This is a genomic window from Brenneria corticis, assembly GCF_003115855.1.
Classification (GTDB): domain Bacteria; phylum Pseudomonadota; class Gammaproteobacteria; order Enterobacterales; family Enterobacteriaceae; genus Brenneria; species Brenneria corticis.
On record NZ_KZ819100.1, the window covers coordinates 1 to 15,708 of the forward strand.

The 15,708-nt window shown below is 55.1% G+C and carries 13 protein-coding genes and 1 pseudogene; 6 read left to right on the forward strand and 8 right to left on the reverse strand.

The genetic code is table 11. The features are described 5' to 3' along the window. Positions 1-149: 149 nt before the first annotated feature. Positions 150-683 carry a disulfide bond formation protein DsbB gene (gene dsbB / locus DDT56_RS21930; RefSeq protein WP_136168506.1) on the reverse strand — a complete coding sequence of 178 codons (534 nt, stop codon included), beginning with the start codon at positions 681-683 and terminating at the stop codon, positions 150-152. A 410-nt stretch (positions 684-1,093) separates the two neighbouring features. On the opposite strand from dsbB, the gene fadR reads away from it, so the two are divergent. Continuing rightward, complete coding sequence (gene fadR, locus DDT56_RS21935) at positions 1,094-1,813, forward strand: fatty acid metabolism transcriptional regulator FadR (protein WP_136168507.1); 720 nt, start codon at positions 1,094-1,096, stop codon at positions 1,811-1,813. 71 nt (positions 1,814-1,884) lie between these two features. Here fadR and DDT56_RS21940 read toward each other — a convergent pair whose 3' ends face one another. Further along, positions 1,885-3,423, reverse strand: coding sequence for a SpoVR family protein (locus tag DDT56_RS21940; protein ID WP_136168508.1), 1,539 nt, complete (start codon positions 3,421-3,423; stop codon positions 1,885-1,887). A gap of 284 nt (positions 3,424-3,707) precedes the next feature. Between DDT56_RS21940 and DDT56_RS21945 the strand changes: the two genes are divergently transcribed. After that, the gene (locus DDT56_RS21945) at positions 3,708-4,964 is read left to right on the forward strand and encodes a D-amino acid dehydrogenase (RefSeq protein ID WP_136168509.1); all 1,257 of its coding nucleotides are present in this window, start codon (positions 3,708-3,710) and stop codon (positions 4,962-4,964) included. Here the strand turns inward: DDT56_RS21945 and DDT56_RS21950 are convergent. The 3 genes and pseudogenes from DDT56_RS21950 to yeaG all read right to left on the reverse strand — a co-directional run bounded on the left by DDT56_RS21950 (position 4,961) and on the right by yeaG (position 9,544). Beyond that, positions 4,961-6,160 (reverse strand): annotated as a pseudogene (locus DDT56_RS21950) (multidrug effflux MFS transporter). The gene DDT56_RS21945 and the pseudogene DDT56_RS21950 overlap by 4 nt on opposite strands. Positions 6,161-6,301: 141 nt before the next feature. Beyond that, positions 6,302-7,573 (reverse strand): YeaH/YhbH family protein, encoded by a 1,272-nt coding sequence (locus DDT56_RS21955; protein ID WP_136168510.1) that lies wholly within the window; start codon positions 7,571-7,573, stop codon positions 6,302-6,304. A 36-nt stretch (positions 7,574-7,609) separates the two neighbouring features. Then, positions 7,610-9,544 (reverse strand): protein kinase YeaG, encoded by a 1,935-nt coding sequence (yeaG, locus tag DDT56_RS21960; RefSeq protein WP_136168511.1) that lies wholly within the window; start codon positions 9,542-9,544, stop codon positions 7,610-7,612. Between the two features lie 473 nt (positions 9,545-10,017). Between yeaG and DDT56_RS21965 the strand changes: the two genes are divergently transcribed. Further along, the gene (locus DDT56_RS21965; protein ID WP_136168512.1) at positions 10,018-10,767 is read left to right on the forward strand and encodes a MipA/OmpV family protein; all 750 of its coding nucleotides are present in this window, start codon (positions 10,018-10,020) and stop codon (positions 10,765-10,767) included. A 111-nt stretch (positions 10,768-10,878) separates the two neighbouring features. Next, the gene (locus DDT56_RS21970; RefSeq protein WP_136168513.1) at positions 10,879-11,733 is read left to right on the forward strand and encodes an aldo/keto reductase; all 855 of its coding nucleotides are present in this window, start codon (positions 10,879-10,881) and stop codon (positions 11,731-11,733) included. A 56-nt stretch (positions 11,734-11,789) separates the two neighbouring features. Here DDT56_RS21970 and DDT56_RS21975 read toward each other — a convergent pair whose 3' ends face one another. Further along, positions 11,790-12,665, reverse strand: coding sequence for a D-hexose-6-phosphate mutarotase (locus DDT56_RS21975; protein ID WP_136168514.1), 876 nt, complete (start codon positions 12,663-12,665; stop codon positions 11,790-11,792). 164 nt (positions 12,666-12,829) lie between these two features. Further along, on the reverse strand, positions 12,830-13,825 hold the full coding sequence (gapA, locus tag DDT56_RS21980; RefSeq protein WP_168197671.1) for a glyceraldehyde-3-phosphate dehydrogenase: 996 nt from the start codon (positions 13,823-13,825) through the stop codon (positions 12,830-12,832). Positions 13,826-14,168: 343 nt separating this feature from the next. Between gapA and msrB the strand changes: the two genes are divergently transcribed. Further along, positions 14,169-14,588, forward strand: coding sequence for a peptide-methionine (R)-S-oxide reductase MsrB (gene msrB / locus DDT56_RS21985; protein ID WP_136168516.1), 420 nt, complete (start codon positions 14,169-14,171; stop codon positions 14,586-14,588). 132 nt (positions 14,589-14,720) lie between these two features. After that, positions 14,721-14,996: a YeaC family protein gene (locus tag DDT56_RS21990; RefSeq protein ID WP_136168517.1), complete on the forward strand. Its 276-nt coding sequence runs from the start codon at positions 14,721-14,723 to the stop codon at positions 14,994-14,996. 48 nt (positions 14,997-15,044) lie between these two features. Here the strand turns inward: DDT56_RS21990 and pncA are convergent, their stop codons facing one another. Next, positions 15,045-15,692, reverse strand: a complete 648-nt coding sequence (pncA, locus tag DDT56_RS21995) for a bifunctional nicotinamidase/pyrazinamidase (RefSeq protein WP_136168518.1) — start codon at positions 15,690-15,692, stop codon at positions 15,045-15,047. Positions 15,693-15,708 lie beyond the last annotated feature (16 nt).

Genomic DNA, 15,708 nt, shown 5'->3' on the forward strand with positions numbered 1-15,708 from the left:
CCAGGAAGCCCGTTTACGGGCCGTAAGTAAAGAATTGGGATGCAAATGTGCCTGTTAGGGCACAGCAGGCAAGAGAGCCTTACAGGCGCATATGAAAAACCTCCGGCTATGCCGGAGGATATTTATTTTACGCGCCGGCGCGCGGCTTTTCAGCGGCTGAAAAGATCGCGGCGTTTGGGGCGGAAGGGCTGGGCAATCAATACCAGCAGCGCAATCAGCAGGTAGGCGGCGAAAATGCCGACCAGCCACTGCGGCATTTCCAGCGACAGTAATTGCCATTGGCGTTCCGAGCAGTCGCCCGTCGCATTAAATACCGCGGGGAGCCATTTATCCAGCGGCAGCCAGGACGGGAAGCTGACAAAGAAATCGCAGGTATTAAAGGGCGAGGGGTGCAGCAGGATATCCGTATGCTTCCAGGCCAGACGCAACCCTTCGAATGAACTGTAGATCCAGAGCGCAATCGCCGGATAACGCAACAGCAGGTTGCCTGGCGCGACGGCGCCCAACAAACCGGCTCCCATGATGCCGAACAGGGCATTGCGCTGATAAATGCACAGCACGCAGGGCTTTAACAGCATCACGTGCTGGAAATAAAGCGCGACCAATTCCAGAGCCAAGGCGGTCAATGCCAGTAACAACCAGGCGCCGCGGCCACGTGAGCAACGGTTGAGAAATCGCAACATAACAAGTATTCCATGCCAAAATGAGCGACTCGGCAGTTAAACCGGACCAGCCTCACTGCCATCATTATTCAGCGCTGATGCGAACACCATTAAAAGCCGCTAACAGGGTTTGCGCTGACTGAATTGATATCCACCGACCACTATACAGGATTATCCGCGCCAATGACGGTCATAAATAATGCCGACCACGACGCCGTGGAGACTTTTCTTTATCGTTAACATGGCATCATAGCTGAAAATTTTGCCGACCGGCCAGTGATATGGGGTGCCGGATCGCATGGTTTTGTTTGCAGTCACAGTTTTATCTTGAATTTTTTTGGCGCGGGGCGGCGATGCTATGTCATGTTTGGTTCATCTGGTATGATGAGTACCGCTTTCATCGGTAAATATCGCTACGGAATATCACACTCATGGTTATAAAGGCGCAAAGTCCAGCCGGATTCGCGGAAGAATATATTATTGAAAGTATATGGAATAACCGCTTTCCTCCGGGGTCAATTCTGCCTGCAGAAAGAGAGCTTTCCGAACTGATAGGCGTGACGCGCACCACGTTGCGGGAAGTGCTGCAGCGTTTGGCGCGCGATGGCTGGTTGACGATCCAACACGGTAAGCCAACGAAAATCAATAACTTCTGGGAAACGTCAGGACTGAATATCCTGGAGACGCTGGCGCGGCTTGACCACGACAGCGTACCGCAACTTATTGATAATCTGCTGGCGGTACGTACCAATATCGCGGCCATTTTTATCCGCACGGCGTTGCGGCAGCACCCGGAAAAGACCCGTGAGGTATTAGAGCAGACCGGGGCCGTGGATGATAATGCGGATGCGTTCGCGCAGCTGGATTACAACGTATTCCGCGGGCTGGCGTTTGCCTCCGGCAATCCGATTTACGGCCTGATCCTCAATGGGTTGAAAGGGTTGTATATCCGCGTCGGCCGCTACTATTTTTCCAATCCCGATGCCCGCAGGCTGGCGCTGGATTTCTATAAGCGGCTGGAAACGCTGTGCCATGACGGCCTGTACGAGCAGGTTATGGACGTGGTCCGGCATTACGGCAAAGAGAGCGGCGCCATCTGGCATAGCATGCAGAGCGCCATTCCGCACGATATCGCCGAAATTCGCCGCTAACAACAAAAAGGGTATTCAGGCTGTTATCTGAATACCCTTCGTCGCTTATTTTTCAGCTCGATGTTCGAGCGCTATGAGGACGGCGCGTTACGCGGCGGGCAGCGCTCCAGCAACTCGATGCTGCCGTCGTCGTTCGCCTGCTCCATATATACCTCAAAGCCCCATAAACGATGAACGTGCTTCATCACTTCATGACTGCTCTTATCCAGCGGCGCCCGATTATGCGGGATGTAGCGTAGCGTCAGTGAACGATTGCCGCGCAAATCCACATTCCAGACCTGAATATCGGGTTCGAGATAGCTCAGGTTATACTGTGCCGACAGCTCCTGGCGGATTAAGCGGTAGCCTTCTTCATCATGGATCGCGGCGATTTCAAGATAATTATTGTGGTCGTCGTCAAGCACGGTGAATAGTCGGAAATCACGCATTACTTTCGGCGACAGGAACTGGCTGATAAAGCTTTCATCCTTAAAGTTCTCCATGGCGAAGTGCAGCGTGTCGAGCCAGTCTTTACCGGCGATTTCCGGGAACCAGTAGCGGTCCTCTTCGGTGGGCTCCTGACAGATGCGCTTGATGTCCTGAAACATGGCGAAGCCCAGCGCGTAAGGGTTGATTCCGCTGTAGTAGGGGCTGTTGTAAGGCGGCTGATAAATGACGTTGGTATGGCTATGCAGGAACTCCAGCATAAAACGTTCGGAAACCCGGCCTTCATCATAGAGATGATTAAGAATGGTGTAGTGCCAGAAGGTGGCCCATCCCTCGTTCATCACCTGAGTCTGTTTCTGCGGGTAAAAATACTGGCTGACCTTACGCACGATACGCAAAATTTCACGCTGCCAGGGTTCCAGCAGCGGCGCGTTTTTCTCCATAAAGTAGAGCAGGTTTTCCTGCGGTTCATGCGGGAAACGCCGGGCCTGCTCCTGCGCCACGCCCTGTTCGCGGCGCGGGAGGGTTTTCCACAGGTCGTTGACCTGGCTTTGCAGATAAGCCTCGCGGCTCTTCTGGCGGGATTTCTCTTCTTCCAGCGAGATTTTCTGCGGGCGTTTGTAGCGATCCACGCCATAGTTCATCAGCGCGTGGCATGAATCCAGCAGGCGCTCCACCTCCTCTACGCCGTAGCGCTCTTCGCATTGCGCAATATACTGCCGGGCAAAGATAAGATAGTCGACGATTGAACCGGCGTCGGTCCAACTGCGGAACAGATAATTGCCTTTGAAGAAAGAGTTATGCCCGTAGCAGGCGTGGGCCATCACCAGAGCTTGCATCGGCAGGGTATTTTCTTCCATCAGATAGGCGATGCAGGGATTGGAGTTGATAACAATTTCATAAGCCAGCCCTTGCTGGCCGTGCTTGTAACGTTGCTCGGTTTCAATAAATTTCTTGCCGAACGACCAGTGGGAATAGTTAATCGGCATGCCTATGCTGGAATAGGCGTCCATCATTTGCTCGGAGGTAATCACTTCGATTTGATGGGGGTAGGTATCCAGACGATAGAGTTTCGCTACCCGATCTATCTCATCAAGATAGACCTGCAATAGCTCAAACGACCAGTCTGGCCCGTCATCCAGGCGATTAGGTTTTTTTACCGGGTTATCAGTCGATATAGCCATCAGCGCGCCCCTTACATGATCGCCTGCACAATATCGTACAGACATGATTAATTTTAGCTCAATCTGATAAAAGTGACGTAAAAACGGCAGGTTGGCAAAAAATATTCACCGGGTCATTCGGTATAATATGCTGCCTGCGGCGGCAACGAACAATAGATAAATGCTATATCTGCATATGATGACAATTTTTACCTAAATGCTAGAGTAGTCTTTTATTCCAATAGATAGCTAATTATCCAGCATATTACATGGCAAGTAAGCGTAACGGACGGAGATAAGTAAAGATGCGGGTTGTCATTCTAGGGAGTGGTGTTATTGGCGTCAGTACCGCCTGGTATCTGGCGCAGGCCGGACATGAAGTGACCGTCGTCGATCGGCAAGCGGAGCCGGCCCTTGAAACCAGCGCCGGCAACGCCGGACAGATCTCGCCGGGCTATTCCGCCCCCTGGGCGGCGCCGGGCATACCGCTGAAGGCCGTTAAATGGCTGTTTCAACGCCATGCGCCGCTGGCTATCCGGCCCGACTTTTCGGCTGAACAGCTGCGCTGGATGTGGCAGATGCTGCTGAATTGCGACAGCCGTCATTACCAGGTCAATAAGGCCCGCATGGTGCGGCTGGCCGAATACAGCCGGGATTGCCTGCAGGCGCTGCGCCAGAAAACCAATATTCAATATGAAGGCCGGCAGGGCGGTACGTTGCAACTGTTTCGCACCGCGCAGCAGTATGAAAACGCGGTGCGCGATATCGCGGTGTTAAAAGAGGCGGGCGTGCCGTATCAACTGCTGGATAACCTGCAACTGTCCTCCGTTGAACCGGCGCTGGCGAACGTCACGGATAAGCTTACCGGCGGTTTACGGTTGCCCCATGACGAAACCGGGGATTGTCAGTTATTCACCCGCAGTCTGGCCAAAATGGCGGCGGATGCCGGCGTGGTATTCAGGTTCGGTCTGGCCGTGCGTCATTTGCAGGTGGCGGGGGCGCAGGTCACCGGCGTGCAATGTGACGGCGAGGCGTTGACCGCGGACGCTTACGTCATGGCCTGCGGCTCGTATTCGACGGGGCTGTTGCGTGACTGGTTCACGATCCCTGTCTATCCGCTGAAAGGCTATTCCCTGACCATACCGCTGCTCGATGAGGCCGCCGCGCCGGTTTCCACCGTGCTGGACGAGACGTATAAGGTCGCCATCACGCGTTTCGATCGGCGTATCCGCGTCGGCGGCATGGCGGAAATCATCGGTTTTGATACCGGATTGAATGGCAAACGGCGTAAAACGCTGGAGATGGTGGTGCGCGATCTTTACCCGCACGTCGGGCCGGTCGAGCAGGCGACCTTCTGGAGCGGGTTACGTCCGATGACGCCGGACGGCACGCCGCTGGTGGGACGCTCACCGCTGAAAAACCTGTTCCTGAATACCGGGCACGGCACCCTGGGATGGACGATGGCCTGCGGCTCGGGACAGCTGTTGGCCGATATCATCGCGGGTAAAACGCCGGATATTCGGTCCGACGATTTATCCGTATTCCGTTACGCCCGGGTTTAACGCTGAGGCAGCGGAGTAATGCGGCCTTTCAGCCCGCGGGTCAACGCTCTTGCCCGAACGGCCAGCAGCGCGGCGCACAGCATGACCAGCGCCAGGGATATTTTGGCGGGCAGCGGTAAGGCCATCGCCGTCAGCCCCAGCGCCGCCCCGCCCGCCATCTGAATAAAACCGGCCATCGCCGAGGCGATCCCGGCTTCATTGGAGTAGGGTTCCAGCGCGTAGCTGGTGGAGGGGCCGATAAGAAACGCCAGCCCGGCGCAGGCCAGCGCGACGGGCAGCATATAGCTCGGCCAGGTATCCTGTAGCTGGGGCGGCAGCAGGGCCACGCCTGCAATCAGGCTGAGAGCCCCCGCGCCCATCAGCGCGCTTCCTATGCTCAGGCACACCGGACGGCCGATCTTGCGAATAATCCGGTTGGCGAAAAAGCTCACCAGCATGATCCAAAAGCCATTGGCGCCGAAGGCCAGCGAAAATTGCAGCGGCGTCAGCTGAGCCTGATTCATCAATACCACCGGTGAAAAGGAGACATAGGTCAGCGCCATGCCCATGGCGCCCGCATTCACCAGGGCGAATGCTAAAAAGCGCGGGCTGGACAAAATGCGCGCGTATTGTCGCAGCGGCAATCGACGAATAGGCAGGGTGGATTGCGGCCGGGTTTCCGGCAGGAAAAAGGCGATCAACAGTAAAACCGCCACGCTGTAGCCGGTCAGAAACCAGAACGGCGCGCGCCAGCCAAAGGCTTCGGCCAGCAGTCCGCCGAATAACGGCGCCAGGGCCGGCACGATATTCAGCGTGCCGTTAAGAAAACCGAACGCGCGGGCGGCGTCGTCACCGCTCAGTCTGTCGCGTACGCAGCTGGAAATCGCCACCGCGGTGCAGCAAACCGCCATTCCCTAAAAAAGGCGCGACAGCACGAAAATGGCGGCATCGGTCGCCAGCGACGCCATGACGGCGCCGATAAGGTAGATAACCACGCCGGCCAGCGCCATGGGGCGGCGGCCATAGATATCCACCAGCGGGCCGGCGATCAGCTGTCCTAATCCCATAACCAGAATGAAAAGCGCGATGGTTGATTGAATCAGCGGTTCGGAACTGTTTAATCCTTGGGCGATGGCGGGGATCAGCGGTAAATAGATATCGATGCCCAGCGGCCCCAGCAATACCAGAGCCAGCAAGAGCAGAACAAATTTTTGCATAACGAAACGGCAGCCTGAGTTTATCTTTTCGTTAGGGTAATGCGGCGCGCCGGCTAATGAAAGCGTTATGTTGGTGACGTTGTAACAAATTCCGGGCGATAAAATCAGCCAGGGTAACAGTAGCTGGCTGATTTATTAGGGTTAGTTGCCGACCGTTTGCTTGCGGAAGAGTTCACGGAACACCGGATAGATATCATCCGGATCGCGGATATGCTGCATGGCAAAATTATCAAATTCGTCACGCAGCATTTCGTATTCGCGCCACAGCGTCTGGTGGGAACGGCGGGTGATTTCAATATAGCTGTAATAACGCACCATCGGCAGCAGCTGGTCGGCCAGCAGCTGATGGCACAACGGGGAGTCATCGGCCCAGTTATCGCCGTCGGACGCCTGTGCCGCATAGATATTCCATAGCGACGGATCGTAACGTTCGCGCACCACTTCCTCCATCAGCTTCAACGCGCTGGAAACAATGGTGCCGCCGGTTTCCTGCGAGTAGAAGAACTCTTGCTCATCCACCTCTTTAGCCTGGGTATGGTGCCTGATGTAAACCACCTCGACGTTTTTATAATTTCTGCTGAGAAACAGGTAGAGCAGAATATAAAAGCGTTTCGCCATATCCTTGGTGGCCTGATCCATCGAACCGGAAACATCCATCAGGCAGAACATCACCGCCTGACTGGACGGTTCGGCCCGGCGCTCATAATTTTTGTAACGCAGGTCGAAGGTATCGATAAACGGCACCCGGGCGATTTTTTGCCGCAGTTCGGCAATATCCTGACGCAAACGCTCTTCTTCCAGCAGCTGTACCGGTTCGGAATTCTCCAGCCGTTCCAGCGCCTCCTCCAGGGCGTGCAGCTCACGGCGTTTACCCGCCGTCATCGCCATCCGCCGGGCCAGGGAGTTTTGCAACGAGCGCACCACGCTGATATTGGCGGGAACGCCATTGGCGGTGTAACCCGCGCGATGGTTTTTGTACTCGTTCAACTGCCGGTGCTGGGTTTTTTTCAGATTCGGCAGCGCCAGATCTTCAAACAGCAGGTCCAGATATTCGTCCTTGGATATCTGAAATACGAACTCATCCTGACCTTCGCCGTCTTTACTGGCGTCGCCCTGACCGGAACCGCCGCCGCCTCCCTGCGGCCGCTCGATGCGGTCGTTCTGTACAAAGTGATCGTTCCCCGGATGCACGCGATTGCGGCGGCCGCCGCGCCCCTGATGGAACATCGGTTCGTTGATGTCTCCGTTGGGAATCGATACCGATTCCCCGCTGTCTATATCGGTCACCGAACGCTTGTTAATGGCCTCGGAAATCGACTGTTTTATTTGCGACTTATAGCGGCGCAGAAAGCGCTGGCGGTTAACCATGCTTTTGTTTTTGCCATTTAGCCGTCGATCAATGAAATAGGCCATGCTTCCCCCAAACGACGTTGCCGGTTTCATGCATCATTATGACGATTTCCTCACCCGCAGATACCATTCGCACAGCAAACGCACCTGTTTGCGGGTATAGCCTTTCTCCATCATGCGATCGACGAAATCATCATGCTTTTTCTGTTCATCCGTTGAGGTTTTGGTATTGAACGAAATCACCGGTAACAGCTCTTCGGTGTTGGAGAACATTTTCTTCTCAATCACCGTGCGCAATTTCTCGTAACTGGTCCAGTTCGGATTACGTCCGCTATTGTTGGCGCGGGCGCGCAGCACGAAGTTGACGATTTCGTTACGGAAATCCTTGGGATTGCTGATGCCCGCCGGTTTCTCGATTTTCTCCAGTTCGGCGTTCAGCGATTCACGGTCGAACAGCTGCCCGGTATCCGGATCGCGGTACTCCTGATCCTGAATCCAGAAATCCGCATAGGTGACATAGCGATCGAAGATGTTCTGTCCGTATTCGGAGTAGGACTCCAGATAGGCGGTCTGAATCTCTTTGCCGATAAATTCCGCGTATTTGGGGATCAGATAGCCTTTCAGGTGTTCAAGGTATTTCTCCGCCTGATCCTGCGGGAATTGCTCGCGTTCAATCTGTTGCTCCAGTACATAGAACAGGTGTACCGGGTTTGCCGCCACTTCACTGTGATCGAAGTTGAAGACCCGGGAAAGTATCTTGAAGGCGAAGCGGGTGGAAAGACCGTTCATGCCCTCATCGACGCCGGCATAATCCCGATACTCCTGATAGGACTTCGCCTTCGGGTCGGTGTCTTTCAGGGTTTCGCCGTCATAAACCCGCATCTTCGAATAGATACTGGAGTTCTCCGGCTCTTTCAGCCGCGACAGGATCGAGAAACGGGACAGCGTTTCCAGCGTACCCGGCGCGCAAGGGGCATGAACGAGTTCGCTGTGATTAAGCAGCTTGTCGTAGATCTTGACCTCTTCGGAGACGCGCAGGCAATAGGGCACTTTCACGATGTAGACACGGTCAAGGAAGGCTTCGTTGTTTTTGTTATTACGGAACTGCACCCATTCCGATTCATTGGAGTGCGCCAGAATGATGCCGTTGAACGGCAGGGCGGCAATACCTTCCGTACCGTTGTAGTTGCCTTCCTGCGTCGCGGTCAGCAGCGGATGCAGCACCTTAATCGGCGCCTTGAACATTTCCACGAATTCCATGATGCCCTGGTTGGCGCGGCACAGCGCGCCGGAGTAGCCGTAGGCGTCGGGATCGTTCTGCGCGTAGTGTTCCAGTTTACGGATATCGACCTTGCCGACCAGCGCCGAGATATCCTGATTGTTTTCGTCGCCCGGTTCAGTTTTGGCAATGGCGACCTGCGCCAGAATGGACGGCCAGACTTTGATGACTTTGAATTTAGTGATGTCGCCGCCAAATTCCTGCAGGCGTTTGGCCGCCCACGGCGACATGATGGTGCCCAGATAGCGCCGCGGAATGGCGTATTCTTTCTCCAGAATGGCGGCATCTTCCCGTGGGTTAAACAGGCACAGCGGATGATCGTTAACCGGGCTGCGTTCGCCGTTGGCGCTGAGTATGTAAATCGGGACGTGCTGCATCAGCACTTTCAGACGTTCCGCCAGCGAGGATTTACCGCCGCCCACCGGCCCCAGCAGATAGAGAATCTGTTTCTTCTCTTCCAATCCCTGCGCGGCGTGTTTCAGGTAAGAGACGATTTGTTCTATGGCGTCTTCCATACCATAAAACTCTTCAAAAGCGGGATAGCGCGCAATAACCCGATTGGAAAACAGACGGGATAGCCGCGATTCATGAGCGGTATCCACCATCTCGGGTTCACCGATAGCCATTAGCAATCGCTCAGCCGCGTTAGCATACGCACTACGATCCTGCTGACAGATGGTAAGGAATTCCTGCAGTGTGAACTCTTCATCCTTGGCAGCGTCGTAACGCTGACGGTAGTGATCAAATATGTTCATAGCGATGCCGTCCTTCGTCGATTAGCACAGATGATTAAGAGAGCGTGTAGAATGCGTACGGCCTATAATATGCCCTCGAAAGAAGAAATCTCCCCTGACTACAGCCTAACTACAGTTTGATTACAGCAACCCTTATGCCAACTTGTGGCGCCGGGCGATATCGTGGTTTTATTTATGCCTGCAGGCGCGGAAAACTTCATCTCCTATATTAAAGCGTAGTTTGCATCCGTAAAATTTCCTCTCTTGGGCAGACATCTTTTTAAGACATTTCAATGACTCACTTCCTGGCAATAGCGTGTAACATCCAGCGTGGCGGGTCTTGAAGCAGAATAACGCCTGTTGCGCATAAGGTAGAGACAATATTGGTATAAGTTATTCTCTTGTCTTATTTTTATTAAGACGCACAAGAGAAAAACACCAACGGTCGCAGCATCATTTTTAACGCCGTATATCTGTAATAGGAAATAAAAATTGTGAAGAAATCTCAACTATGTCTGTCTGTCGCGCTGGCGTCGGCCGCCGCGGCGCTTCCCGCTGCCTACGCGGCGGAGGTTTCCCTGGGGCTGGGGGCCGCTGGGTCGACGTCCGTCTATCGCGGTGATGATAATCACGTTTACCCGTTGCCGATGCTGAACTATGAAAGCGAAAGCTTTTATTTCCGCGGCCTGGGCGGTGGATACTATTTGTGGAACGACGGCGCCAACAAGCTATCGCTGACCGCGTACTATCTGCCGTTGGGGTTCAAACCCGGCGACAGCGATGACGTCCGGATGAAGCAGCTGGATAAGCGGCGCAGCACGCTGATGGCCGGCGCGGCCTATGAGCATAGTGCCGAGTGGGGGCAAATTCGCACCGTACTGGCCGGCGATACGCTGGACTACAGCAACGGCCTTATCTGGGATAGCGCCTATCTTTATCGCTTTACGCTGGGCGATCTGAATATTACTCCCGGCATCGGCGCCAGCTGGTTCAGTGAAAATATGAATCGCTATTACTATGGCGTCAGCAGTAAGGAGTCGGCGCGCTCAGGGTTTAATCGCTACCGTCCCGGGGATGGCTGGGCGCCTTATGTCGAACTCAGCGCCAATTATCAGATAAATCCCAGCTGGAGCGCCTGGGCGGTAGGCCGCTATACCCGTTTGTCCGACGAGGCGAAGGATAGCCCGATAGTCGATAGCAGCTACAGCGCATTACTAAGCCTGGGCGTCAGCTACCGGTTCTAAAGCCTGTCGACGTCATGGTGCGCCGATTGCACTAAAATGGGGTGATATCACCCCATTCGCACATTAATGGTGCATTGGCGTGACGCGCTATTGGTAACAGGAGAAAGAATAATGGCGATAAAAGAAGTCAGTTTTCCGGACGGAAGCACAGTGCCGGCCGTCGGGCAGGGAACCTGGTTTATGGGGGAAAATGCCGCGGCCAGAGCGCAGGAGGTCAAGGCGCTTCAGGCGGGTATCGACCAGGGGCTGACGCTGATCGATACCGCGGAAATGTATGCCCATGGCGGGGCGGAGAACGTCGTCGGCGAGGCGATTCGCGGGCGACGCGACGGGGTGTATCTGGTTTCCAAGGTTTATCCGCACAACGCCGGCGGTCAGAAGGCGGTTAACGCCTGCGAGCAGAGCCTGAAGCGTTTGCAAACCGATTATATCGACCTCTATTTGCTGCATTGGCGCGGCGGCATTCCGCTGAGTGATACCATCGCCGCCATGCGGCAGCTACAGCGCAGCGGCAAGATCCGCCGCTGGGGCGTATCCAATCTTGATATTGATGATATGCGCGAGCTGTGGTCGCTGGAAGGAGGCGAGGCGTGCATGACCGATCAGGTGCTGTACCATCTGGCGTCGCGCGGTATCGAGTTCGATCTGCTGCCGTGGTGCCGGCAACAGCAGGTGCCGGTGATGGCGTATTGCCCGATTGCCCAGGCGGGGCGGTTGCGCGACGGGTTGTTTGCCCACCCGGTGGTTAACGCCGTCGCCAGGCAGCATGCCATCACCCCGGCCCAGGTTCTACTGGCCTGGGTTATTCGCCAGCCGGGGGTGATAGCCATTCCCAAAGCCAGCAGCGAAACGCACGTTACACAGAATGCGCAGGCACTGGATATTGTGTTGTCGCCAGAGGCGCTTGCGCAGCTGGATCAGGCATTTCCGCCGCCGCGGCGCAAGCAGCCTCTGGATATTGTCTGATGCCCCGGACGCGCTGTCGATGGCGGATGGTCGGGCGATTATCCGCCATCCGGCGATTATGCCGTTTTCCTGATGCGCAAGGTGGCGGACAGCCGGGCGGGCGAGCGCAGCGTGGCGGTGAAAGGCTGATTAATGCGCGCGGTTTCCACGCAGACGAAGGTTTTATAGCCGTCGTCGGTTATATCGCCGATGGTATGGGACAATTCCGCGCCCGGGTTCCATGACACCACGTCGCTGTGGTGGGCGTGGTGCACTTCAATCGTGCGTTGCAACGCCGGGTCATTAATAACGCTAATAGCCTGCGGATGCGTGTAGATGCGGTCCGTACGCCCGGTAAAGACCAAATCGCTTTGCTGCGACGCTATCTCGCCCTGATTCACTTTATCGATAAACCGTTCCCCCAGGCCGCTGATGGCGATCCGGTCGATATCCCCGATGTGGAAATAAGTGTGCAAGGCGCTGGTGATGCTGTAATCGCCGTGGGCTTCCAGTTCGATACGGCTCTCTTTCCCCAGCGTGAAACGCGCGATCAGGGTAAATTCGTGCGGCCAGTATTCTCGGGTCTGGGCGCTGTCGCGCAGCGTAAAGGAGAGCTGTACGCCGTGCTCGTCTTCGCTATGGGAGGTGAACTCCCAGGGCAGCAGACGTGCAAAGCCGTGGTTGGGGGTGGAAAAAGGGCCGAACCACGGGTAGCAGATGGGGACCCCGCCGCGGATCGCCACCTGTTCGGTGAACGCGGTGTTATCGCTCAGCCACAGGACCGGCGCTTCGCCCGTCGGCTGCCAGCTCAACAGATGGGCGCCCTGTAATGCCACCGCCGCGCGAACCTGCGGGTGTTCGACCACGATGACCGGCAGTTGATCCAGTTGCCGTTGGCTTATGGTTGCCGTAACGGGGTTGCTGATGGGAAGCGCGAAAATCTTATCATTCATGATGTTGCCTTTTTTTTGTGGCGAGCCATCCATGGCCGCCCCCCTGTGGGCCGTCGCTAACGCGACGTCAAAAACTTCTCCCGGAAGTTTTTTGGTTGTAGTTAATCAGCAAGTAAAAAGGGCGACCCCAGGGCCGCCCTTCATCATTGAATCATTACCCTAACTTACTTGGAGATATGGGCGATCAGATCCAGAACCTTGTTGGAGTAGCCGGTTTCGTTATCGTACCAGGAAACCAGTTTCACAAAGTTGTCGCTCAGCGCGATACCGGCTTTCGCGTCGAACACGGAAGTCAGTTTTTCGCCGTTGAAATCGGTGGAAACCACGTCATCTTCGGTGTAACCCAGAACGCCTTTCAGTTCGCCTTCGGAAGCGGCTTTGATGGCGGCACAGATTTCTTTGTAAGAAGCCGGTTTTTCCAGACGGGCGGTCAGATCGACAACGGATACGTTCGGGGTAGGAACGCGGAACGCCATACCGGTCAGTTTGCCGTTCAGTTCAGGAATAACCTTACCAACCGCTTTCGCTGCGCCGGTAGAAGACGGGATGATGTTCTGAGATGCGCCGCGGCCGCCGCGCCAGTCTTTGTGAGACGGGCCGTCAACGGTTTTCTGCGTTGCGGTGGTGGCGTGAACGGTGGTCATCAGCGCTTCAACGATACCGAAGTTGTCGTTGATGACTTTGGCCAGCGGCGCCAGGCAGTTGGTGGTACAGGATGCGTTGGAAACGATATCCTGGCCGTCATAGCTTTTATGGTTAACGCCGATAACAAACATCGGGGTGCTGTCTTTGGACGGACCGGTCAACACCACTTTTTTAGCGCCGGCGGTGATGTGTTTACGCGCGGTTTCGTCAGTCAGGAACAGACCGGTTGCTTCAGCGACAACATCAACGTTGGCTTCGTTCCACTTCAGGTTCGCAGGATCGCGCTCTGAGGTGACACGAATCGTTTTTCCGTTAACAACCAGGTGGCCATCTTTAACTTCAACGGTGCCGTTGAAACGGCCATGGGTAGAGTCATACTTCAACATATACGCCATGTATTCAGCGTCTAACAGATCGTTGATCGCGACGATTTCGATGTCGGAACGTTCCTGTGCAGCGCGGAAAACAATACGGCCAATGCGGCCAAAACCGTTGATACCTACTTTGATAGTCATATATTCCACCAGATATTGGTTAGTGAATAAAAGGTTGGTTGTAAAATTACAAAAACCTTGCTGGGCGTCAAGCGGAATCGTGTCAATAGTTGCTGTAAGTCAAACCTGTAACCAACCCTTGCACGAAAATCCGCCAGTGCTTGTAAATAAAGAACATTTCAGACGGATACCGGCTCTGTGAGCATCATATAAACTCCGTCCCATCCAGAATTGTGACAAGTGTCACAATTAAATATTCGGCCCGACAACAGCTATTATATTAAGCCAAAATGGCCTGTAAAGTTGTTAATTTTTTGTTATAATTAATGATTGATTTATAGATAACATACGCAGTGAGGCGACTATGAGCGACGATCCCTCTCAACAAACACCGTCAGATGCGGAACAGCTGACGGAAATGCAGCGCTATGTGACCCAGCAACGGGGTACTGAGCCCGCCTATTCCGGCAAGTTGCTGCACAATAAGCGTACGGGTATTTACCACTGCCTGTGCTGCCAGAAGCCGCTGTTCTATTCGGCAAACAAGTACGACTCAGGATGCGGCTGGCCGAGCTTTGACCAGCCGGTCTCATCCGACGCCATCCGCTATCTTGAAGATAACGCCCATAACATGCGGCGCATCGAGATTCGCTGCGGTAACTGCGACGCGCATCTGGGCCACGTATTCCCTGATGGTCCGCAGACCACGGGGGAGCGCTACTGCGTTAATTCCGCATCGCTCAGCTTTATTGACGAAGTGGATGGCGCGCGGGTTGACGGCTAAAGTCGGCCCCTGTTAAAGTCGGCCCCTGTGCAAGCTGGCTACCCGATCTGAATTGTAACCTAGCTTAATCGTTTCAGCCAAGTGTTTGTGGTAATAAATATTGCAGCAAAACCGCATGCGGGGAGATAAAGGATGCAACTCGACGATCTGATTGACGCCATGACGCCGGAAATTTATCAACGGCTGGCAACGGCGGTGGAACTGGGCAAATGGCCGGACGGCGTCGCTTTGTCTGCGCAACAGAAAGAGAATTGTCTGCAAATGGTGATGCTGTGGCAGGCTCGCCATAATCAACAGGCGGAGCATATGACCATCGGTCCCGACGGCGAGATTGTGATAAAAAGCAAACAACAGCTAAAGCAGCAGTTTAGTGAATCCGCCGTGGTGGAGATAAAAATACCGGATTAAACGCAGGTCGGGAGCCAAGGACAACGGACCTGCGCCGAGACGGCGGCGTTAGCCGCCGGACGCCAGCCCGGCAACGAAGCTTGACAGATCAACGAGGTTTGCGCCGCGCCGCTGCATTTCCTCCAGCGCCGCCCGGCTGTCTTGCGGGGCAAGATTGACGCCGCGGCATCCATCCACCAGCACCTCGGTTTCATAGTCCAGTTCGAGGGCGTCCAGCACGCTGAATTTTACGCAATAGTCCGTGGCGATGCCCATCACGGTCAGGCGAGTAATATTCCGCGCCCGTAGCCAGTCGTCGAGCGCGGTTTTAGCGCGGTGCCCGTTATCAAAAAACGCGCTGTAGCTATCAATATTGGCCTGGGTGCCTTTGCGTACCACCCATTCAATCGCCTGCCGGTTTAAAGCCGGATGAAACTGCGCGCCTGGCTGATCCTGAACGCAGTGCACCGGCCACCAGACCTGGGGCAGGCCGTCCAGCTCGCCGATTTCCCCCACGGCGGCGTTGGCGTTGACGGCGAAGCTGCCGTGATCGGCCGGATGCCAGTCCTGGCTGGCAATGACCGGGATATTCGCCGCGGCGCAGGCTGCGATGGCGCGGTTCGCCACCTCAATCACCCGATCGCCCTCGGCCACAGCCAATGCGCCGCCGGGACAGAAATCATTTTGCAAATCAATTAACAATAGCGCTCTGTTCATGGTTGACCTCGTGACG

Excerpts from the sequence above, each read along its gene's own strand:
- dsbB (WP_136168506.1), bottom strand. The coding sequence starts at position 683 with ATGTTGCGATTTCTCAACCGTTGCTCACGTGGCCGCGGCGCCTGGTTG.
- fadR (WP_136168507.1), top strand. The coding sequence starts at position 1,094 with ATGGTTATAAAGGCGCAAAGTCCAGCCGGATTCGCGGAAGAATATATT.
- DDT56_RS21940 (WP_136168508.1), bottom strand. The coding sequence starts at position 3,423 with ATGGCTATATCGACTGATAACCCGGTAAAAAAACCTAATCGCCTGGAT.
- DDT56_RS21945 (WP_136168509.1), top strand. The coding sequence starts at position 3,708 with ATGCGGGTTGTCATTCTAGGGAGTGGTGTTATTGGCGTCAGTACCGCC.
- DDT56_RS21955 (WP_136168510.1), bottom strand. The coding sequence starts at position 7,573 with ATGGCCTATTTCATTGATCGACGGCTAAATGGCAAAAACAAAAGCATG.
- yeaG (WP_136168511.1), bottom strand. The coding sequence starts at position 9,544 with ATGAACATATTTGATCACTACCGTCAGCGTTACGACGCTGCCAAGGAT.
- DDT56_RS21970 (WP_136168513.1), top strand. The coding sequence starts at position 10,879 with ATGGCGATAAAAGAAGTCAGTTTTCCGGACGGAAGCACAGTGCCGGCC.
- DDT56_RS21975 (WP_136168514.1), bottom strand. The coding sequence starts at position 12,665 with ATGAATGATAAGATTTTCGCGCTTCCCATCAGCAACCCCGTTACGGCA.
- gapA (WP_168197671.1), bottom strand. The coding sequence starts at position 13,825 with ATGACTATCAAAGTAGGTATCAACGGTTTTGGCCGCATTGGCCGTATT.
- msrB (WP_136168516.1), top strand. The coding sequence starts at position 14,169 with ATGAGCGACGATCCCTCTCAACAAACACCGTCAGATGCGGAACAGCTG.
- DDT56_RS21990 (WP_136168517.1), top strand. The coding sequence starts at position 14,721 with ATGCAACTCGACGATCTGATTGACGCCATGACGCCGGAAATTTATCAA.
- pncA (WP_136168518.1), bottom strand. The coding sequence starts at position 15,692 with ATGAACAGAGCGCTATTGTTAATTGATTTGCAAAATGATTTCTGTCCC.